The sequence below is a fragment of the Sphingopyxis sp. Root1497 genome, assembly GCF_001427085.1.
Taxonomy (GTDB): domain Bacteria; phylum Pseudomonadota; class Alphaproteobacteria; order Sphingomonadales; family Sphingomonadaceae; genus Sphingopyxis.
This window is the reverse complement of sequence record NZ_LMGF01000005.1, coordinates 1,044,001-1,063,227: the sequence shown is the minus strand read 5'-3', so window position 1 is coordinate 1,063,227 and position 19,227 is coordinate 1,044,001. Positions and strand designations below refer to the sequence as shown.

22 protein-coding genes and 1 tRNA gene are annotated in these 19,227 nt (G+C 66.0%); 9 read left to right on the top strand and 14 right to left on the bottom strand.

Annotated features, from left to right (window positions below; genetic code table 11):
* Positions 1-70: 70 nt before the first annotated feature.
* From ASD67_RS19545 to ASD67_RS19535, 3 genes are all read right to left on the bottom strand, one after another.
* Positions 71-1,456, bottom strand: coding sequence for a pyruvate dehydrogenase complex E1 component subunit beta (locus ASD67_RS19545; protein WP_056350713.1), 1,386 nt, complete (start codon positions 1,454-1,456; stop codon positions 71-73).
* Position 1,457: 1 nt separating this feature from the next.
* A complete protein-coding gene (gene pdhA, locus ASD67_RS19540) occupies positions 1,458-2,540 on the bottom strand; it encodes a pyruvate dehydrogenase (acetyl-transferring) E1 component subunit alpha (protein WP_056350712.1) in 1,083 nt (360 codons plus the stop codon).
* Between the two features lie 131 nt (positions 2,541-2,671).
* Positions 2,672-2,968 (bottom strand): FtsB family cell division protein, encoded by a 297-nt coding sequence (locus ASD67_RS19535; RefSeq protein WP_235535747.1) that lies wholly within the window; start codon positions 2,966-2,968, stop codon positions 2,672-2,674.
* A gap of 126 nt (positions 2,969-3,094) precedes the next feature.
* Between ASD67_RS19535 and ASD67_RS19530 the strand changes: the two genes are divergently transcribed.
* Positions 3,095-5,032: a S9 family peptidase gene (locus tag ASD67_RS19530; RefSeq protein WP_056350708.1), complete on the top strand. Its 1,938-nt coding sequence runs from the start codon at positions 3,095-3,097 to the stop codon at positions 5,030-5,032.
* Between the two features lie 26 nt (positions 5,033-5,058).
* On the opposite strand, the gene ASD67_RS19525 is transcribed toward ASD67_RS19530, so the two are convergent.
* Together ASD67_RS19525 and eno are read right to left on the bottom strand one after the other, a co-directional pair.
* Positions 5,059-6,558 (bottom strand): EF-hand domain-containing protein, encoded by a 1,500-nt coding sequence (locus ASD67_RS19525; protein WP_056350706.1) that lies wholly within the window; start codon positions 6,556-6,558, stop codon positions 5,059-5,061.
* Positions 6,559-6,648: 90 nt separating this feature from the next.
* Positions 6,649-7,923, bottom strand: a complete 1,275-nt coding sequence (eno, locus tag ASD67_RS19520; RefSeq protein WP_056350704.1) for a phosphopyruvate hydratase — start codon at positions 7,921-7,923, stop codon at positions 6,649-6,651.
* 216 nt (positions 7,924-8,139) lie between these two features.
* Here eno and ASD67_RS19515 point away from each other — a divergent pair, with 216 nt between their 5' ends.
* The 5 genes from ASD67_RS19515 (at position 8,140) to ASD67_RS19495 (ending at position 10,180) form a co-directional block, all read left to right on the top strand.
* The gene (locus ASD67_RS19515; protein ID WP_056350702.1) at positions 8,140-8,673 is read left to right on the top strand and encodes a hypothetical protein; all 534 of its coding nucleotides are present in this window, start codon (positions 8,140-8,142) and stop codon (positions 8,671-8,673) included.
* A 73-nt stretch (positions 8,674-8,746) separates the two neighbouring features.
* Positions 8,747-9,139, top strand: a complete 393-nt coding sequence (locus ASD67_RS19510; protein WP_156377795.1) for a hypothetical protein — start codon at positions 8,747-8,749, stop codon at positions 9,137-9,139.
* Positions 9,139-9,525 carry a hypothetical protein gene (locus ASD67_RS19505; protein ID WP_056350699.1) on the top strand — a complete coding sequence of 129 codons (387 nt, stop codon included), beginning with the start codon at positions 9,139-9,141 and terminating at the stop codon, positions 9,523-9,525. The genes ASD67_RS19510 and ASD67_RS19505 overlap by 1 nt, the downstream gene beginning before the upstream one ends.
* Entirely contained in the window at positions 9,509-9,871 is a 363-nt protein-coding gene (locus ASD67_RS19500) for a hypothetical protein (RefSeq protein ID WP_056350698.1), read from the top strand. The genes ASD67_RS19505 and ASD67_RS19500 overlap by 17 nt, the downstream gene beginning before the upstream one ends.
* A 93-nt stretch (positions 9,872-9,964) precedes the next feature.
* Positions 9,965-10,180, top strand: coding sequence for a DUF4170 domain-containing protein (locus ASD67_RS19495; protein ID WP_056350696.1), 216 nt, complete (start codon positions 9,965-9,967; stop codon positions 10,178-10,180).
* Positions 10,181-10,301: 121 nt separating this feature from the next.
* On the opposite strand, the gene ASD67_RS19490 is transcribed toward ASD67_RS19495, so the two are convergent.
* From ASD67_RS19490 to ASD67_RS19475, 4 genes are all read right to left on the bottom strand, one after another.
* Positions 10,302-10,580, bottom strand: coding sequence for an ETC complex I subunit (locus ASD67_RS19490; protein WP_056350694.1), 279 nt, complete (start codon positions 10,578-10,580; stop codon positions 10,302-10,304).
* Between the two features lie 69 nt (positions 10,581-10,649).
* A complete protein-coding gene (hrpB, locus tag ASD67_RS19485; RefSeq protein ID WP_056350692.1) occupies positions 10,650-13,115 on the bottom strand; it encodes an ATP-dependent helicase HrpB in 2,466 nt (821 codons plus the stop codon).
* Positions 13,112-13,498 (bottom strand): DUF1801 domain-containing protein, encoded by a 387-nt coding sequence (locus ASD67_RS19480; RefSeq protein ID WP_056350690.1) that lies wholly within the window; start codon positions 13,496-13,498, stop codon positions 13,112-13,114. The genes hrpB and ASD67_RS19480 overlap by 4 nt, the downstream gene beginning before the upstream one ends.
* A 9-nt stretch (positions 13,499-13,507) precedes the next feature.
* Complete coding sequence (locus tag ASD67_RS19475; protein WP_056350689.1) at positions 13,508-14,521, bottom strand: polyprenyl synthetase family protein; 1,014 nt, start codon at positions 14,519-14,521, stop codon at positions 13,508-13,510.
* A 104-nt stretch (positions 14,522-14,625) separates the two neighbouring features.
* On the opposite strand from ASD67_RS19475, the gene ASD67_RS19470 reads away from it, so the two are divergent.
* From ASD67_RS19470 to ASD67_RS19460, 3 genes are all read left to right on the top strand, one after another.
* Entirely contained in the window at positions 14,626-14,913 is a 288-nt protein-coding gene (locus ASD67_RS19470) for a chorismate mutase (RefSeq protein ID WP_056350687.1), read from the top strand.
* Positions 14,910-15,599: a glutathione S-transferase N-terminal domain-containing protein gene (locus ASD67_RS19465; RefSeq protein ID WP_056350684.1), complete on the top strand. Its 690-nt coding sequence runs from the start codon at positions 14,910-14,912 to the stop codon at positions 15,597-15,599. Before ASD67_RS19470 ends, ASD67_RS19465 begins: the two co-directional genes overlap by 4 nt.
* A gap of 231 nt (positions 15,600-15,830) precedes the next feature.
* The gene (locus tag ASD67_RS19460; protein WP_056350682.1) at positions 15,831-16,115 is read left to right on the top strand and encodes a hypothetical protein; all 285 of its coding nucleotides are present in this window, start codon (positions 15,831-15,833) and stop codon (positions 16,113-16,115) included.
* A gap of 35 nt (positions 16,116-16,150) precedes the next feature.
* Here ASD67_RS19460 and ASD67_RS19455 read toward each other — a convergent pair whose 3' ends face one another.
* The 5 genes from ASD67_RS19455 to ASD67_RS19435 form a co-directional block, all read right to left on the bottom strand.
* Positions 16,151-17,455 (bottom strand): sensor histidine kinase, encoded by a 1,305-nt coding sequence (locus ASD67_RS19455; RefSeq protein ID WP_056352194.1) that lies wholly within the window; start codon positions 17,453-17,455, stop codon positions 16,151-16,153.
* A 99-nt stretch (positions 17,456-17,554) separates the two neighbouring features.
* Positions 17,555-18,220, bottom strand: a complete 666-nt coding sequence (locus ASD67_RS19450; RefSeq protein WP_056350680.1) for a response regulator transcription factor — start codon at positions 18,218-18,220, stop codon at positions 17,555-17,557.
* A 95-nt stretch (positions 18,221-18,315) separates the two neighbouring features.
* A complete protein-coding gene (locus ASD67_RS19445) occupies positions 18,316-18,624 on the bottom strand; it encodes a hypothetical protein (protein WP_056350678.1) in 309 nt (102 codons plus the stop codon).
* A 75-nt stretch (positions 18,625-18,699) separates the two neighbouring features.
* Positions 18,700-18,774, bottom strand: a tRNA-Val gene (locus ASD67_RS19440).
* Positions 18,775-18,949: 175 nt separating this feature from the next.
* Positions 18,950-19,222, bottom strand: a complete 273-nt coding sequence (locus ASD67_RS19435; RefSeq protein WP_037510426.1) for an HU family DNA-binding protein — start codon at positions 19,220-19,222, stop codon at positions 18,950-18,952.
* Between the last annotated feature and the right edge of the window lie 5 nt (positions 19,223-19,227).

The following is a 19,227-nucleotide window of genomic DNA, read 5'->3' as shown; positions in this document are numbered from 1 at the left end:
CGCCTGCTCTGGATTGTTTCGTTCCCCCGGATCAAGTCCGGGGTCCTCGCAATGACGAGGACTCAGGCGGTCAACGGTTACAAACCGCCTTCACCGCCGCGATGACGCGCGGGATGTCGACGAGCGCGAGCTTTTCGAGGTTCGCGGCATAGGGCAGCGGCACATCCTCGTTGCACACGCGCGCCACTGGGGCGTCGAGGTCGTCGAAGCCATGTTCCATCGCGACCATCGCGAGTTCGCTGGCGATCGAGCAGGTCGGCCAGCCTTCCTCGACGACGACCAGCCGGTTGGTCTTCTTGAGGCTGGCGAGCACGGTGACGGTGTCGAGCGGGCGCAGCGTGCGCAGATCGATGACCTCGGCGTCGATGCCCTCGGCGGCGAGCGCGTCGGCGGCTTCGAGCGCGAGCCCGACGCCGATCGAGTAGCTGACGATGGTGACGTCGGTCCCCGCGCGCATGATCCGCGCCTTGCCGATCGGCAGGACGAAATCGTCGACCGCCGGCACGTCGAAGCTGCGGCCGTAGAGCAGTTCATTCTCGAGGAAGACCACCGGGTCCTCGCTGCGGATCGCCGCCTTCATCAGCCCCTTGGCATCGGCCGAGTCATAGGGCGAGATCACGATCAGGCCGGGGACGCTGGCGTACCAGGGCGCGAAATTCTGGCTGTGCTGCGCGGCGACGCGCGATGCCGCGCCGTTCGGGCCGCGGAACACGATCGGACAGCGCATCTGGCCGCCCGACATATAGTTGGTCTTGGCCGCCGAGTTGATGATGTGGTCGATCGCCTGCATCGCGAAGTTGAAGGTCATGAACTCGATGACCGGCTTCAGCCCGCCCATCGCGGCGCCCGAACCGAGGCCGGCGAAGCCATATTCGGTGATCGGGGTGTCGACGACGCGCTGCGCGCCGAATTCCTCGAGCAGGCCCTGCGTCACCTTGTACGCGCCCTGATATTCGGCGACTTCCTCGCCCATCACGAAGACGCGGTCGTCCTTGCGCATTTCCTCGGCCATCGCGTCGCGCAGCGCTTCGCGGACGGTGGTCTTGACCATCGCGGTGCCCTCGGGGATCGCGGGGTCGGAGGCGCGCTCGACCGCGGCGGGCTTTTCCGCCACAGGCGCGGGTGCGGGTGCCGGGGCCGGCGCAGCGGCCTTGTGTTCTTCGACCGGAGCAGGCGCCGGAGCGGCAGCCGCAGCAGGCGCCGCCGCTTCCTCGCCCTCGCCCGAAATCGTCGCGATCACCGTACCGACCTTCACATTGTCGGTGCCTTCGGCGACCAGGATCGACGCGATCGTGCCTTCGTCGATCGCTTCATATTCCATCGTCGCCTTGTCGGTCTCGATCTCCGCGAGGATGTCGCCCGACTTCACCGTGTCGCCTTCCTTGACGAGCCACTTGGCGAGCGTGCCCTCTTCCATCGTCGGCGACAGCGCCGGCATTTTCAATTCGATGGCCATCTCAATATTGCTCCACCAGCACGTCGGTATACAGTTCATGCAGTTCGGGTTCGGGCGCGCTCTCGGCGAAGTCCGCCGAGTCCGCGACGACCTGCCGGATTTCCTTGTCGATATCCTTGATCTTGTCCTCGCTAATCCCGGCGTCGAGCATCAGCTTTTTCAGATGCTCGATCGCATCGCTCTTGTCGCGCACCGCCTGCACTTCCTCGCGGCTGCGATATTTGGCGGGGTCGGACATCGAGTGGCCGCGATAACGATAGGTCTTGAGTTCCATCAGCACCGGACCCTTGCCGCTGCGCACCCATTCGAGCGCCGCCTCGGCGGCGCCGCGCACCGCGAGCACGTCCATGCCGTCGACCTGCATGCCGGGGATGCGGAAGCTTTCGCCGCGGCGATAGAGCTGGTCCTCGGCCGACGAGCGGTTGACCGAGGTGCCCATCGCATATTGGTTGTTCTCGATCACGAAGATGATCGGCAGCTTCCACAGCTCGGCCATGTTGAAGCTTTCATACACCTGCCCCTGGTTCGACGCGCCGTCGCCGAAATAGGCCATGGCGACCCCGCCATCGCCGCGATATTTGTGCGCGAAGGCCAGCCCGGTGCCGAGCGACACCTGCGCCCCGACGATGCCGTGGCCGCCATAGAATTTATGCTCGACGCTGAACATGTGCATCGAGCCGCCCTTGCCGCGCGAAATGCCCGCGGCGCGGCCGGTGAGTTCGGCCATGATGACCTTGGGATCGATGCCGTAAGCGAGCATATGGCCATGGTCGCGATAGCCGGTGATGACGCTGTCCTTGTCGCCGTCGAGCGCCGACTGGAGTCCGACCGCGACGGCTTCCTGGCCGATATAAAGGTGGCAGAAACCGCCGATCAGCCCGAGCCCGTACAACTGCCCCGCCTTTTCCTCGAAGCGCCGGATCAGCAGCATTTCGCGGTAGAATGTCTCCAGCTCCGCCGGCGTCGCGTCATAGGGCGCGGGGTCTTGCGGGCGGTCGCGATTGGTCGCGGGCGCGGGGGTTGCGGCAGCATTTGGGGCGGGCTTTTTCGGCGCAGCAGTCTTGCGCACGGGTGCTTTGGCCAAGGCGGGTTCCTTTGCGGTTAGCCGTTACGGCAGGGCTTCCCTATAGGAGAGCCGCGCCGCACTTGGCAACGCCCGCTTGGCCCCCAAGGGGTCCAAGGATAGCTATGCAACAAGGGTGCAGCAAAAGCCCCTCAGGGCTTTTCGGCGGGGTCCATCGGAATGATCACCTCGTCGGGGTGATAGGCGCCGAGTTTCTCGCGCACATATTCCTCGGCCAGGTCGGGATCGACGCGGCGCCGGTCGAGCAGATTGACCCGGTTCTTCAGCTCATTCTGCTTCTTGGTCAGCTCGGCGAGGACGACGCGCTGCTTCTCGACCGACTGGCCATAATCGCCCCAGGCATAGAGCCCGGTCGGACCGAAGATCGCATAGCCGATCATCGCCAGCACCGCGATCACGGCGACGGTGGGACCTATGGCCCGGTTCACCGATTTCCGTACTTTGTGGCGCTGCGTCATCCCGGCCCTTGAATCACAAGTGATTCGCCGGGTCAAGCGGCTATACTTTGCTTTTCCACACGATAGTCTGCGCATCATATAACAGGGAGTTCACCGATGCGCTCGATTCTCACCGTCCTACTGCTCGCCACCGCCGCGCCCGTCTTCGCCCAGGTTGCGACCCCCGACCGTCCGGTCACCGATCCGCGGACGATCGGCTCGCCCGCCAATCCCGACGCGAAGCCGGTGCCGCTCGACGATATCGGCGTCACCCGCGCGCTGTACGATGCGGTGTGGAGCGCCGACGGCAAACAGATTTTCATCGCCACCGACCTGACCGGCCGCGTCAACATCTGGCGCATGGATGCCAACGGCAGCTGGCCGGTGCAGCTCACCCAGTCCGACGACGCGCAATCGGGGCTGGCGACGACGCGCGACGGCCAGTGGCTCTATTTCACGCAGGATGCCGGCGGGAACGAATATTATGACATCTACCGCGTGCCCACCGTCGGCGGCGCGGTCGAAAATCTGACCAGCACGCCCGACCGCAGCGAAAGCGGGCTGCTGGTCGGCCCGACCGGGGGCCTCGTCGCGCTGTCGACCAAGCTCAAGAGCGAGGGGCAGAGCAATCTCGCGGTGATGGATGCGGGTGGCAAGATCCGCAACCTGACCGCCGAAAGCGACCCGCAATATAGCTGGGCGCCGGCGGCGTGGATCGACGGCGGCAAGGCGATCATCGCCAACCGCAGCCTCGTCGACGGGTCGGCGAGCGAGATCTGGCGCGTGGACGTTGCGAGCGGTGCCGCGACGCAGCTGCTCGGCAAGCCCAAGACCATCTATGCCGCGAGCGGCGCGACCCCCGACGGCGCGGTGCTGGCGGTGACCACCGACGAAGGCACCGGCCAGCCGCATGCCACGGCCTACACCGTCGCGACGAAAAAATGGCAGGGCCTGCCCAAGACCCCGTGGGAGGAAACGAGCGACATCGTCACCCCCGACGGCAAGGCGATGTTCGTGCGCACCAACAACGACGGGCGTTCGACCTTGTCGCGGGTCGACCTTTCGACCATGACCATGACCAAGACCGAGCTGGCGCTCGATCCCGGCCGCGCGTCGATCCCCGGACTCACCGCGATCTCGCCCGACGGGTCGAAGATGTTCGTGACGCGCAGCGGCGCGGATTCGCCGACGATGCTCTATGCCTATGACCTCGGCGCGAACAAGGCGGTGCCCGTGGTGCCGCTGGCGATGGCCAGCCTCGCCCCCGCGACGCTGCCCAAGTCGCAGATCGTGACCTACAAAAGCTTCGACGGCACACTGATCAGCGCGGTCGTGACGATGCCGTTCAACCTGAAACGCGATGGCAGCAACCCCGCGATCGTGATGCCGCACGGCGGCCCGACCGGCCAGTCGCAGGACGGCTTCTCGCGCTACGCCACCGCCTTCGCGACGCGCGGCTATGTCGTGATCCAGCCCAATTTCCGCGGCTCGACCGGTTATGGCAAAAAATTCCAGGAGGCCAATTTCCAGGACCTCGGCGGCGGCGACCTCAAAGACACCGTCGCGGCGAAGCACTTCCTCGTCCAGTCGGGCTATGTCAACGACAGGAAGGTCGGCATCTTCGGGGGTTCTTACGGCGGCTTCATGACGCTGATGGCGATCGGCCGCACGCCGGACGAATTCACGGCGGCGGTGCAATGGTTCGGCATCATCAACTGGCGCACCATGTACCGCGACCAGGACGAGTTCCTGAAAGCCTATCAGCGCAGCCTGCTCGGCACCCCCGAAAAGGACGGCGCGGTCTATGACGCCGCATCGCCGCTGACCTATATGAAGGCGGCGAAGGCACCGCTGCTGACGATCCAGGGCGAGAATGACATCCGCGTGCCGCGCGGTCAGGCGCAGGAGGTCCACGACCTGCTCAAGGCCAAGGGCAATATCGTCGAGACGATCTTCTACCCCGGCGAAGGCCATGGCTTCCAGAAGCGCGAAAACCAGCTGGACTCGCTGCGCCGGACGATCGGGTGGTTCGATAAATATTTGAAGGGGGAGTGAGGTTCCGACCCTGTGCCGATGACCGCCTAGCGTGGTGACCGGCACCTGGCACCTTTGGACTCGCGCTTATTCTCATCGACGATGCAGCTGTGTCCAACGTCGCCTGGTGCCACCGGCACACCCTTCGGAAAAATCAGCGTAATCGAGTGCGCGCCGCCCATGCTCGGAGGCATATGAGCGATCGGTCGAAGGACGCGAAATGTGTCGCCTTCTTCCCTTTTTACCGCGCCCGAACCCATGAGTTGTGACAGACCCATCTGGCTTGGGAGCACAAGATATTTCTCGACCTTCGACTTCGACACGACCTGCTTCGGATCGACCGCTGCGAGTCCGGCAGGCCAGTAGCGCGCGGCTTCGTTCCACATCCCGGCATCGAAGCCTTTGGGCAACACCGGGCGCGTGTCGCGGGCCGATGTGAGAGCGCCGGAGGGCAGCGAAATGCTTCGCGGCGAATAGGTGGCGAAGACCGCATCCGGATCGCGCTGCAGCGAGGCCCGGATCGATGCCAGCGAGCGCTTCGCACCGGAATCGTCAGCCTTGTCGAAATAATTCGGGCAACCAGCCCGGGCGATGTGAACCTTGCCGGCGGGGAGGCCCACCACGCCTGATGCCGACGCCCCGCCAGGCGCCGACTTCAGCGACGACGCCACGACCCGATCGACCCGCGCCGTTGCTCCGCGCAAACGCCAGATCATCGATTCATACGACGTCAGAACCACGTAAAGTTGACCTGATCCCGGTTCGATCGTCACGTCGATCAGGTTCGTTTCATTGTCCTGGCCGCCGACAACAGCGCTCGAGATCGCCTCGGCATCATATGCGCCGAATACGACCAGCTTTGCATCCTTGGACGCGGGAGGAAGGTCGCAAGTCTCGGCATTGCGGCTCAACCGGATGTCCTCGACCCGACCGGCGATCACCGCATATTCCTCCTTGGACAATGTGCCGTCACCGTCTCGGTCAACTTGTTTGAACGCCTGCTCGGCGCGCGCCATCAACTCGGCGGCGGTCAGCTTGCCATCGCCGTTGGGGTCCAGTTCCAAAAGTCCGTCGAGCGACGTTTCACGCTGACGATTGCGCTCGCGGCTTGCCGCTTCCTGCAAGGTGACGACACCGTCGCCATCGCCATCGAAATTTTTCAGTGTCGAATCGGCCTGCTCGCTTCGCCGGTCATTCTCGCCCCGCGCACCGCGCTCCAGTTCCTCACGTGTGACGCGAAAGTCGCCGTCATAGTCGTAAACCAGCACTTGATGAATGTTCTGCGCGCGTTCCTGCGTGGTGCGCTGTAAATCCTGGAATTCGATATCCGCCCTGTCCAGTCCATCGCCGTTGCGATCGACCGCACGAAGCCGACCGACGATTTGCGCCAGATATTGCTCGATATGCATGCCCGGGTTCAGGCCATTTACCAGCGCCGCCGGTATGCCGTTGGCCGATCGTTGCTGCGAAACCTGCGCCACAACCATCCCGCCGACGGCAATCGCCAGTCCAGCAGCGCCAATTGCCATGGCCTTCTTGTTGTTCACGCGCGGCTCCCCCAACGATCTGGTCCATGACCAATCCGCCGGCGTTTAGCGCGCCGAGGTTAACGCATATCTGTCACTGCCCGGCGGACATCACCCGAAAATCGACGCCCCCGGATAACGCGCCATGTCGCCCAGTTCTTCCTCGATACGGATCAGCTGGTTGTATTTCGCGAGCCGGTCCGAGCGGGCGAGGCTGCCCGTCTTGATCTGGCCGCAGTTGGTCGCGACCGCGAGGTCGGCGATCGTCGAATCCTCGGTCTCGCCCGAGCGGTGCGACATGACGGCGGTGTAGCGCGCGCGGTGCGCCATATCGACCGCGTCGAGCGTTTCGGACAGCGTGCCGATCTGGTTGACCTTGACGAGCAAAGAGTTGGCGAGGCCGGTCTTGATGCCCTGCCCCAGCCGCACCGGGTTGGTGACGAAAAGATCGTCGCCGACCAGCTGGCACTTGTCGCCGATCAGGTCGGTCAAGGCCTTCCAGCCCGTGAAGTCGTCTTCGCTCATCCCGTCCTCGATCGACTTGATCGGGTAATCCTTGACCAGCGCGGCGAGATACTCCGCCATCTGTTCGGGGCTGAGCGACAGCCCTTCGCCGCTGATCTCATATTTGCCGTTCTTGAAGAATTCGGTCGCGGCGCAGTCGAGCGCGAGCACGACGTCGGTGCCGAGCTTGAACCCGGCTTCGTCGACCGACGCCGCGATGAAATCGAGCGCGGCGCGGGTCGAGGCGAGGTTCGGGGCGAAGCCGCCCTCGTCGCCGACCGCGGTCGCAAGGCCCTTGGCCGACAGGCCCTTCTTCAGCGTGTGGAAAATCTCGCTGCCCCAGCGCACGGCTTCGGCGATGCTGCCGGCGCCGACGGGCATGATCATGAATTCCTGCACGTCGATCGGATTGTCGGCATGTTCGCCGCCGTTGATGATGTTCATCATCGGAACGGGGAGCGTGCGCGCCGAGACGCCGCCGACATAGCGGTAGAGCGGCAGGCCGCGCGCGTCGGCGGCGGCCTTGGCGGCGGCGAGGCTGACCCCGAGGATCGCATTGGCGCCGAGGCGGCTCTTGTTCGGCGTGCCGTCGAGGTCGATCATCATCTGGTCGAGTTCGCGCTGGTCCTCGGCATCGAGGCCGATGAGCGCGTCGGCGATGTCGCCGTTCACCGCGGCAACCGCCTTGGTCACGCCCTTGCCGAGATAGCGTCCCTTGTCGCCGTCGCGCAGTTCGACCGCTTCATGCGCGCCGGTCGAGGCGCCCGAGGGCACCGCGGCGCGGCCGAAGCTGCCATCCTCCAGCAGCACATCGACTTCGACGGTGGGGTTGCCGCGGCTGTCGAGGATTTCGCGGCCGTGGATGTCGATGATGGCGGTCATGGAGGATCGTCCTGCTGGCGGCACTGAATGGGCCGGTTGGAAAGGCGCCCGCCTGTTATCGGCGCCCTGCCCTTAGTGCAACCGTGCGCGTCGCTATTTTTGGGGGAATTTTGCCGCGCTATGGAACCATTCATCGCCTGTTGCTATATTATCGCAGAGACAGGGACAGGCGCGGCGGGCAAAGCCGCGCTTCGTATAAGAGAAGAGGACGAACCGATGGCCAAAGCCGCTACTCCCGCCGCCAAGAAGCCCGCTGCCAAGGCGCCCGCCAAGCCCGCCGCAACCAAGGCCGCGCCCGCGCGCAAGCCCGCGGCGGCCAAGAGTGCCGAACATCCGATCCGCGACCAGCTCGCCGCCACCGGCGCGACGATCAAGAGCGAAGCCTCGAAAAAAGCCGCTTCGCTGAAGGAAGAGGCATCGGCGCTTGCTGGCCAGGCCTCGACCAAGGCCCGCGACGCGGCGACCAAGGGCAAGGACAAGGCCGCCGAAGCCGTCGGCAGCCTCGCCCGGATGCTCGAGGACAGCGCCGGCACCGTCGACAGCAAATTCGGCAAGCAATATGGCGACTACGCCCGCTCGGCCGCCTCGACCGTCGCCGGCCTCGCCACCTCGCTCGACAAGAAGGACCTCGACGAACTCGCCGCCGCGACCAAGGATCTGGTCAAGAAGAACCCGGCGGTGTCGGTCGGTGCGGCAGCGGTGCTCGGCTTCGTGCTGGCACGCCTGCTCAAGGGTTCGAGCAGCGACTGAAACCCAGCCATTCGCAATGTCACCGCCAAAGCCTGACACCCCTGCCCCGTCCGAAGAGGGCGCGTTCAACCGCGTGAGCCACGGCTATGCGCCCGACGGGCGCCCGGTCGCCCCGCCGCCGGTGCCGCTGGAAAAGATCGTCGGCGACGTCGTCGACAATCTGCAGGCGGCGGCGGAGGCCGAGGTCGCGCTGCTCAAGGCGCGCGGCGCGCTCGCCTATCATGGCGTCGGCTGGACCTCGGCCTGGGGTTTTGTCGCGGGGAGCGCGCTCGTCGTCGCGATGCTCGCGCTGGCGTTCGGCGCGATCCTCGTGCTCGCCGTCCAGGTCGGGCCGTTGCTCGCGACGCTGATCGTCGTCTCGGCGCTGCTCCTCGTCGCCGCCTTTGCGGGCTGGCGGGCGAAACTCAGCTATGGCGATGTCAAAGCCGCGTTCCGCGACGATTTTCTTGCGCGGGGAGATGATTGATGCGCCCATCGCGAACCCGCCTGATCAACGCCGCGCGCCGATCGATGATCCAGCGCGCCGAATTGCAGCGAAAGCTCGGGGCGGCGGGCGAGGCCTTCAAGCCGAAGTCGCTCTACAACCGCGGCAAATACCGCCTCGGCGCGAAGGTCGACGACACCGCGCACGCGGTACAAAAACAGTTCAGGAACAATCGCTTGCCGATCGCTCTTGCGGCGGCGGCGGGGATCGCCTGGCTGCTGCGCGACCCGATCCGGGAGCATGCCCCGCGCCTCGGTCGCCGCCTGCGCGACCTCGCCGAAGCGGGCCTCGACAAGCTACGCCCCGACCAAGGCGATGTGGGTGAAGATCGTGAAATTACGGAGGACCAGAATGAAGCCGCTCAGTGAAACCGCCCGCGAAACCACCGCCAAAGTGAGTGAAGTTGCGCAGAAGACCGCCGAAAGCGCCAAGCTGACCGCCGAGGCGGCGAAGGCGCGCATCCAGGACGGTTATGGCCGCGCCCGCGCCGCGACGAACGAGCTGGCCGCCAAGGGCGCCGAACAGGCCGGCGTCGCGCGCGAAGCCGCCGGCGAAGCGCTCGCCAAGGGCAAGGCGCAGGCGAAGCGCGCCAATTCGAAGCTCAAGGATGTTGCCGAAAAGCAGCCGATCGCGCTCGTCGCGGGCGCGGTGGCGATCGGTGCGCTGCTCGGCGCGCTGCTGCCCAAGAGCGGCGGCGGCGACAAGGACGCATAAGACAGGAAGCGGACAGCTTGCTTGCCTATTGGCGCGTAGCGGAATAGGGGCGCCCGCATCCCCTCCCCAGTCTACCAGCGCTAGGAAACCAAGATGAGCAAATTGCACCTGGTCTTCGGCGGCCGCGTCAGCGACCCGCAGGGCCTCGACTTCGTCGACCTCCACAATCTCGACGTTGTCGGCCTGTATCCCGACTATAAGGCCGCCGAAAAGGCATGGCGCAGCGCCGCCCAGCGCACCGTCGACGATGCCGAAATGAAATATGTTGTCGTCCACCTGCACAAGCTGCTGCAGCCCGAGGCGGAGTAACCGATCCCGGTCATTGCGACCCCGGCGAAGGCCGGGGGAAGCAATCCAGGGCGGTTACCGCAGACTCTGGATTGCCGCGTCGCCTGCGGCTCCTCGCCATGACGAGGCCTTTGCCTGAAACTTAACGGAAATTGTCGGCGTAGGCCTGGATCTTGAGCGTGCGCGCCGGGGTCGCGATGACCTCCGCGTCGATGCCTTCGCGCGTCGCATAGGCCACCGCCTCGTCGCGGCTCGCAAAGCCCAGCTTGAGCTGGCGTTGGGTGTCGCCGCTGCCCGCCCACCCCATCAGCGGATCGGCCTTGCGCGCCTCGGCGGGGGCGAATTCCAGCACCCAGCGCTGCGTGCCCGCGCGGCCCGACTGCATGGCGTTCTTGGGCTTCTGGAAAATGCGCGCTTTCATCGGGTCGTCCTGCGTTGGTGGCGATGACGCCGCCTTAGCGGCTCGGTGCGCCGACGAAAAGGCCCATCGTCACGCGCCGTCGCGCCGCGCCTGTGCCGCCTTGGTCAGCAAGGTCGGCCGCGCGGTCGCCGGGGCGTCGGGCCAGCTGTGCTTGGGATAGCGGCCGCGCATCTCACGCGCGACCTCGTGCCAGCTGCCACTCCAGAAGCTCGCGATGTCGCGGGTGGTCTGGATCGGGCGGTGCGCGGGCGAGGTCAGCGCGAGCACGAGCGGCACCGGCGGTTCGCCGACCGTCGGGTGGCGCGCCAGCCCGAACATCTCCTGCACCCGCACCGACACCTGCGGCCCGCCGTCGGCGCCATAGTCGATCTTGTGGTGGCTGCCCGCTGGGGTCACATAGTCGTCGGGCGCGCGCTTTTCGAGCAATTGCCGCGCCGGCCAGTCGAGCAACGCCATCAGCGCGTCGGTCAGCCTTCGGTCGCCGATATCGCGCAGGCCCCGGCATCCGGGCAGCAGCGGCGCGAGCCAGATGTCGACGCTGTCGGCGAGGGCGGCGGTCGACAGCGCGTCGATGCCCGCGAAGGAGGCGCGCAGCCGCAGCGCCTGCGATGCCGGACCCCAGCCGATCAGCCCGAGCCCCTTGTCGCGCACCGCAGTCAGGCGCAGCGCCGCGTCGTCCCCGGCGCCCTCGTCGCGCCCGGCCTTGCCGCTGGCCAGCGCGATGGCGCCGAGCCGCCGTTCACGGCGATGATCGACCCGGTCGTTCGCGACGTCGTAGCTGCTCGCCGCATGCGCGACGATGCGGTCGGCGAAGATCGCCTCGACCTCGACCTGCGCGATCGGCGCGGCGGCGAGGATGCGCACCCCCGCCGCATGGCCCTGCGCATCGGCGATCGCCAGCCATTCGCTACCCGCGAGCGGATCGATCGGATCAAGCTTGTAGGCGCGGCCACCGACGCTGAGATATTCGCCGCGCTGGCCGGCGCGCTGGCGCGCCACGCGGTCGGGCCAGGCGGTCGCGATCCAGCCGCCGACCGAGCGCGAGGTCAGCGGCGCGCTGTCCTCGACGCGTTTTTCCGCCAGCGCGGCGAGCCGGCGCCCCAGCCGCCAGGCCCCTTCGGCGCGGTCGCCTTTTGCGCCTTTCCAGCGCTGGAGCCGCGCCTCGACATCCACGCCGCGCCCGCCGAGCCCCGGTTCGGTGAGCAGTACCGCGAGCCGCGCGGCGAGTTCGGCCTCGCCCGCCGCTACCGCGTAGAGCATCATATGCGCGAGCGGCACCGGCAGCGGGATCCCCGCGAGCGCATGGCCGTGCGGGGTAATCCGCCCGTCGGCGGCGAGCGCGCCGATCGCCTGCAACCGCGCCTTCGCTTCGGCAATGGCGGCTGGCGACGGCGGGTCGAGCCAACCGAGCTGACGCGGATCGACGATGCCCCAGCTGGCGCAATCGAGCACGACGGGCATCAGGTCGTTCTCGTGGATCTCTGGCGGGTCGAACGGCGGCATACCCGCGGTCGCCGCGGCTTCCCACAGACGATAAGCGACCCCCGGCCCCTGCCGTGCCGCGCGGCCCGCGCGCTGGGTCGCCGAGGCCTGGCTGGCGCGTTCGGTGACGAGCCGCGCGATGCCCGCCGCCTTGTCGAAGCGCGGGCGCCGCGACAGGCCGGCGTCGATGACGATGCGCACGCCCTCGATGGTCAGGCTGGTCTCGGCGATGCTCGTCGCGAGGATCAGCTTGCGCTTGCCGTTCGCGTCGCGAACCAGCGCCGCGCGTTGCAGCGCCGGGTCGATCTGGCCGTGCAGCCGGTGGACAACGAGCGGTAGCCGCGCTTCCTCGACCGCGGTCGCGGCGCGCTCGATGTCGCCGGCACCGGGCAGGAAAGTCAGCATATCGCCCTCGGGTTCGTCGGTCAGCGCCTGGCGCACGGCCGCTAGTATCCCGACCTCCAGTCGATCTTCGGCGCGGCGGCCGATGTGGCGCAGATCGAGCGGCCAGATCTTGCCCTCGCTCTTCACGACCGGCGCATTGCCGAGCAGCGCGCCGAAACGCGCACCGTCGAGCGTCGCCGACATCGCGACGAGCCGCAAATCGTCGCGCAGCCCCTGTTGCGCGTCGATCGCCAGCGCGAGCGCGAAATCGCCGTCGAGGCTGCGTTCATGGACCTCGTCGAACAGCACCGCGGTGATCCCGGTCAGCTCGGGGTCGGCAAGGATGCGGTTGCGGAACAGCCCCGGCGTCATCACCAGCAGCCGCGTGTCCTTCGACTGCTTGCTGTCGAGACGCGTCGCATAGCCGACAAGACCGCCCACCTTCGTCCCCGTCTCCTCGGCGATGCGCTCGGCGGCGGCGCGCGCGGCGAGGCGGCGGGGCGAGAGCAACCACACGGCGCCCTTGCACCAGGGCTGTTTGAGGATTTCAGGCGCGACGCGCGTCGTCTTGCCCGCGCCCGGCGGGGCGACGACGACGGCATTGGGCTTGAGCGTCAGCGCCGCCATGATGTCGGGCAGCACCGCGTCGATCGGCAGGGTCAGGCTCATGTCCCTGTCGACGGATTGCCGAGATCGAAGTTAAGCCGATAGGCCTCCGCCGCGAGCCGTTCGACGACCGCGACATCGATGACCGTCTCTTCGGTCATGATGAGATTGCCAAGCTCATATTTGCCGCTCGCCTTGATGCGCGGCTCGATCTCGCGCAGCCTCTTGCCGCGCCAGAAGCCGAGCAGCACGCGTTTCTCCTCGGCACGGATCAGGATGCAGGGACCATTCGCCAGGAAGACGAGATTGGTCCATTTGATCGTCTCTTCGAAAGCCGCAGCCCGCATCACGGCGGCGCGGAGCATCGTGCAAAGCTCGAGCTGCCAGCCCGACAAGGCGGCGATATAGGCGTCGGGGCTTTCGGCCGCGGGACCCATCATCGCCATGACCGCTCCTCAATAAGCGCGGGCGACCGCAAAGGCGACCGCCTCGGTCAGCGCCGCCTTAGCCTGGCTGGCGCGGAAGCCGCCGATCGCATCGACGGCGCGCTGGCCATAGTGGCGCGCGCGCGCCAGCGTGTCGGCGATCGTGTCGTGCTTGTGGAGCAGCGAGGTCGCATAAGCGAGGTCCTCGTCCGAGCTGCGGTGGCCGACGATCGCCTGTTTCCAGAAGTCGCGCTCTTCGGCATTGCCACGCGCATAGGCAAGGATCACCGGCAGCGTCACCTTGCCGTCGCGAAAGTCGTCGCCGACGCCCTTGCCCATCGTCTCGGCGTCGGAGACATAGTCGATCGCGTCATCGACGAGCTGGAAGGCGACGCCGAGGTTGCGGCCATAGCTGTCGAGCGCCGCCTCGGTCGTATCGTCGCGTTCGGCGACGACCGCGGCGATCTTGCACGCCGCCGCGAACAACTCGGCGGTCTTGGCGTTGATGATCGCGAGATACTGGTCCTCGCTCGTTTCGATGCGGCGCTGCGCCGAGAGCTGGTTGACCTCGCCCTCGGCGATCACCGCCGAAGCGCGCGACAATATCTTGAGGACCTTGAGCGAGCCGTCCTCGACCATCACCTCGAAGGCGCGGCTGAACAGGAAGTCGCCGACGAGGACGGACGCGCTGTTGCCCCAGATCAGGTTCGCGGTCTTGCGGCCGCGGCGCAGGTCCGATCCGTCGACGACATCGTCATGGAGCAAGGTCGCGGTGTGGATGAATTCGACCGCCGCGGCGAGCTTGCAGTGGCGGCGGCCCGGATAGTCGAGCAACTTGCCGCACGCGAGCGTCAGCATCGGGCGCATGCGTTTGCCGCCGCCGGCGATCAGATGGCCGGCGAGTTCGGGGATCAGCGGCACTTCGGACTGCATGCGGTCGAGAATGACCGCATTGACCTCGTTCATGTCGGCGGCGACGAGCGCCATCATCGGGTCGAGCGAGGGGGGCTTTTCGCCGTGAAGACGGTGGATTTCAGCACTCATGACGCGGCGAGCCTTGGCCGTGCGGGGGTGAATTTGCAACGACTTTCGGCTTGCCTTGCGCCCCTGCGCGGTGCCAAGCGTGCCGGGCATCAGAGGAGCCGCGCATGGACGACCAACTCAGCCGCTATCGCCAGAGCATCGACAATATCGACGCGGCGCTCGTCTATATGCTTGCCGAGCGGTTCAAGGTGACCAAGGCGGTCGGCGAACTCAAGGCGAAGGGCGGCCTGCCCCCCGCCGACCCGGCGCGCGAGGAACGCCAGATCGGCCGGCTGCGCGAACTGGCGCGCGATGCCGATCTCGATCCCGATTTCACCGAAAAATTCCTGCGCTTCATCATCGAGGAGGTGATCCGCCATCACCAGAAGGCCAAGCAGGAGCAAGGAGCGTGACGCACCCGATCTTCGCCAAATGGCCCGCGCAGCATCCCGACCGGCTCCAGCTTTTTTCCGCCCCGACGCCGAATGGCGTGAAGGTCGGGATCATGCTCGAGGAAAGCGGCCTTCCCTATGAGCCGCACCGCATCGACATCATGGCGAACGAAAGCCACGACCCGGCGTTCCTCGCGCTCAATCCCAATGGCAAGATTCCCGCGATCTACGATCCCGACGGCCCCGGCGGCAAGCCGCTGGCGCTGTTCGAATCGGGCGCGATCCTGATCTATCTGGCAGACAAGTCGGGCCAGTTCCTCTCGCCCCACCCGGCGACGCGCTATGAAACGATCCAGTGGCTGATGTGGCAGATGGGCGGCGCCGGACCGATCTTCGGCCAGCTCGGCTTCTTCCACAAATTCGCCGGCAAGGACTATGAGGACAAACGCCCGCGCGACCGCTACGCGGCGGAATCGGCGCGGCTACTCGGGGTGCTCAACGACCGGCTCGCGGATCGCGAGTGGATCATCGATGAAGGCTACAGCATCGCTGACATGTCGCTGCTCGGCTGGGTACGAAATCTGATCGGCTTCTATGACGCCGCCGAAATCGTCGGCTTCGCGCGATTCGAGCATGTGCAGCGCTGGCTCGATGCGGGACTGGCGCGGCCGGGCGTGCAGCGCGGGTTGGAGGTTACGGCGGCTTAAAGCGACAAAAGCGACGGACGTTGAGGGGGAAACTGTCTCCTTTGTCGCTTTAAGGCTTGGTATCCAGGAGCATCGCGAAGCGGGGCGCTGTGATCGACAAGTCAAAGAGCGGGTCGAAGGCTGACACAGTGAAATAATTTAGGAAAGCGGCAATTTCCGCTGCCGGTCCTATTTCGCCGAGGGCAGGAAACGACCGATTGCAGACCTTCCGGACACCTGCTTTACAAAGGCATGGCGGAATTTCTCTATTCTGCGTGGTTCATTGATGATGCCGCGCTACCGGACGACCAAGATAGGGAGTGGGTAGCCTGTATCCTCATCGACGCAGATTGCGCCGACGCGGCGAAGTCTTGGGGCGACTCATTGGCACAAGATCGCGCTACCCATAGTCCCAGCGAGCGTTTTCTTTGGTCCTCAATTGAAGACATGATGTCTCTCCCCGAAGCGACGGACCTGTCGAGCGTGCCGCACATTGAAGCGGGTCAGCTGGCTTCTAGCGAGGAAATCGGATGGTAGCGGGCGGCCGCTGACCACCCCAAACGGCCCCTTGCCTACCCCGCCGGCAGCCTGAGCCGTACCAGCAGTCCCCCTAAATCCTCGCTCTCTTCGAGCGCGATGCTGCCGCCGTAAATCTCCGCCACGTCGCGCACGATCGCGAGGCCGAGGCCCGTTCCCGGCTTGCCGCTGTCGAGCCGCACGCCGCGGTCGATGACCCGGTCGCGGTCGGCGGGCGAGATGCCCGCACCGTCATCCTCGATAAGGATTTCCACCATGCCACCCTCGCGCTGGACGGTGACGAACACGCTGCCGCCGCCGTATTTTGCGGCATTTTCGAGCAGGTTTCCGATCAGTTCGTCGAGATCCTGCCGCTCGACCCGCGCGATCAGTTCCTTGTCGCCCGATGCGTCGAGCCGTGCGTCGGGATAGAGCAAGGCCACGGCGCGCGACACGCTGTCGACGCTGTCACGGACGTTGGCGCGCGCCTGCGCCGCACCGCGCCGCCCGACTGCGCGTGCCCGCGCGAGGTGGTGTTCGACCTGGCGCTGCATCGTCGCCGCCTCGCGCCGGACCGTATCGGCAAGATCCGATTTGTTGCCGGTCGCGCTGTTGACGAGCACGGTCAGCGGAGTCTTCAGCGCATGGGCGAGGTTGCCGGCGTGGAGCCTCGCCTCTTCGGCCTGTTTCTCGTTATGCGCGAGCAGCGCGTTCAATTCATCGACGATCGGTTGCACCTCGAGCGGCAGCGGCGCCACGACGCGGCGTTGCTGGCCGCCGCGCATCGCGGCGATCGCCCGGCGGATGTGCCGCAGGGGCCAGAGGCCATAGAAGGTCTGGAGCGCCGCGAGGATGATGAGCCCTAGCCCCAGCAGGCCGAGGCTCGGGATCAGCGTCGCCCGCACCGCCCGCGTTTGCACCTGCAGCACCTCGCGCGACTGGGCGATCTGGAACCGCCATTTGGTTTTGCTACCGGGCAGCATGACGTCGCGCTCGGCGACGCGCAATTCCTCGTCGGGAAACTGGTTGCTGTCATAGACATGCAATTGCTGGTCGTCGTGCTTGTCCGACGTATCGAGCCGTCGTTCCCACAACGAGCGCGACGGATAGGGTTCCTGCCGCCCGCCGCTGATCTGCCAATAGAGGCCGCTATAGGGTTCGAGGAAGCGCGGGTCGCCGAGCGGCTCAATCATCCGGACCTCACCGTCGGGGCCGATTTCCGACGAGCGGATCATGCTGAGCAGCACATATTCGAGGTTCGAATCGAAGTTGCGCGTGATCGCACCGGTCAGCACCCGGTCGAGCGCGAACCCGCCGCCGATCAACAGCACCGAAATCCAGATCGCGGCGATCGCGATCATGCGCCGCGCGAGCGAGCCGGTGATCCGGCTCGTCAGCGCCTGCGGCTTCGCGGCGTCGGTGTCGGCTACGATGGCCGGAACATCGGCCTCGGCCACGGCTTAGCCCTGCGGATCGTCGAGCTGGTAACCCAGGCCGCGGATCGTCGTGATGATGTCGGCGCCGAGCTTCTTGCGGATGCGCGTCACGAACACTTCGATCGTGTTCGAATCGCGATCGAAATCCTGATCATAGATATGTTCGATCAACTCGGTACGCGACACCACCTTGCCCTTGTGATGGAGCAGGTACGACAGCAGCTTATACTCCTGCGCGGTCAGCTTGACCGGCTCGCCGTCGAGCGTCACGCGGCCCGAACGCGTATCGAGGCGCACCTTGCCCGCGATCAGCTCGCTCGACGCGTTGCCGGCCGCGCGGCGGATCAACGCGCGCAGGCGGGCGATCAGTTCCTCGGTCTGGAACGGCTTGGCGAGATAATCGTCGGCGCCGGCGTCGAGGCCCGCGACCTTGTCCGACCAGCTGTCGCGCGCGGTCAGCACGAGCACGGGAAAATTGCGCTTTTCCTTGCGCCAGCGGTCGAGCACGGTGAGCCCGTCGATTTCGGGCAAGCCAAGGTCGAGGATCGCGGCGTCATAGCTTTCGGTCGAGCCGAGGAAATGGCCGTCCTCGCCGTCGGTGGCGAGGTCGACGGCATAGCCCGCACCCTCCAGCGTCGCCTTCAACTGCGGGCCGAGCGTGGGTTCGTCTTCGACAATCAAAATCCGCATTCAAACGCCTTTCCTAGCGCGAGCCGGTTATCCCCGGCCGCTTTGCTGCTGTGTACCACTCGCGGCGGTCATCGCAAATGTCGTTCGGGAAGATTTCAGGGCTTGCGGCCGACGATCCGGCCGGTGCGGGCATCGACATAGACGACGACCACCTGGCTGCCGTCCATGAATTTGAGCGCATATATCATGCGCTGCTGGTCGAACTGCGGGCCGCCGAGATAGGTCATGTCGCGATAGGGCGGCCGCGAACGGACGTCGGCGATCAGCTTGCCCAGCGGCACCACCTGTCCCTGCGCCGCGGCGTCGCGCAGTTGATCCTGGTCGCGATCGCCGCGCGCGACGGCGGGCGCCGCGGAAGCAAGCAGAACGGCCGAGGCCAGCGAAAATGTGAGAGTGCGGAACATGGCCGGATTCCTAATGCGAACGCATTGAATAGGCGATGAATGACCCGGTCAGCAAGGAGTCCGCCTCCGGGGTCATGGTGGGCGCGGCAAGGATTGAACTTGCGACCCCACCCGTGTGAAGGGTGTGCTCTACCACTGAGCTACGCGCCCTTCCGGACCGAAGCGGCGATGCCGCGTCCGAAAGCCGGACGTCCATAGCCGCTGCGGCGGTGAATGCAACGGGCTTTCGACAGCATTGGCCTGCCCGATGCAGAACGGAGCCGATGCAAAACGGGCCGCAGCTTTCGCCGCGACCCGAAATGTTTTCAGCAAAAGGTGCTGCCGATCAGTTGACGGCATCCTTGAGGGCCTTGCCGGCCTTGAACTTCGGCTGGTTCGATGCCGCGATGGTCATCGTTTCGCCGGTGCGCGGGTTGCGGCCGGTCGAGGCCTTGCGCTTGCTGACGGCGAACGTGCCGAAACCGACGAGGCGGACTTCGCCACCCTTCTTCAGCGAACCCGTGATCGCGTCGAAAACAGCTTCGACCGCCTTGCTCGCGTCACCCTTGGTCAGGCCGCTCGAGTCAGCGACGGCGGCGATCAGGTCTTGTTTGTTCATGCCTA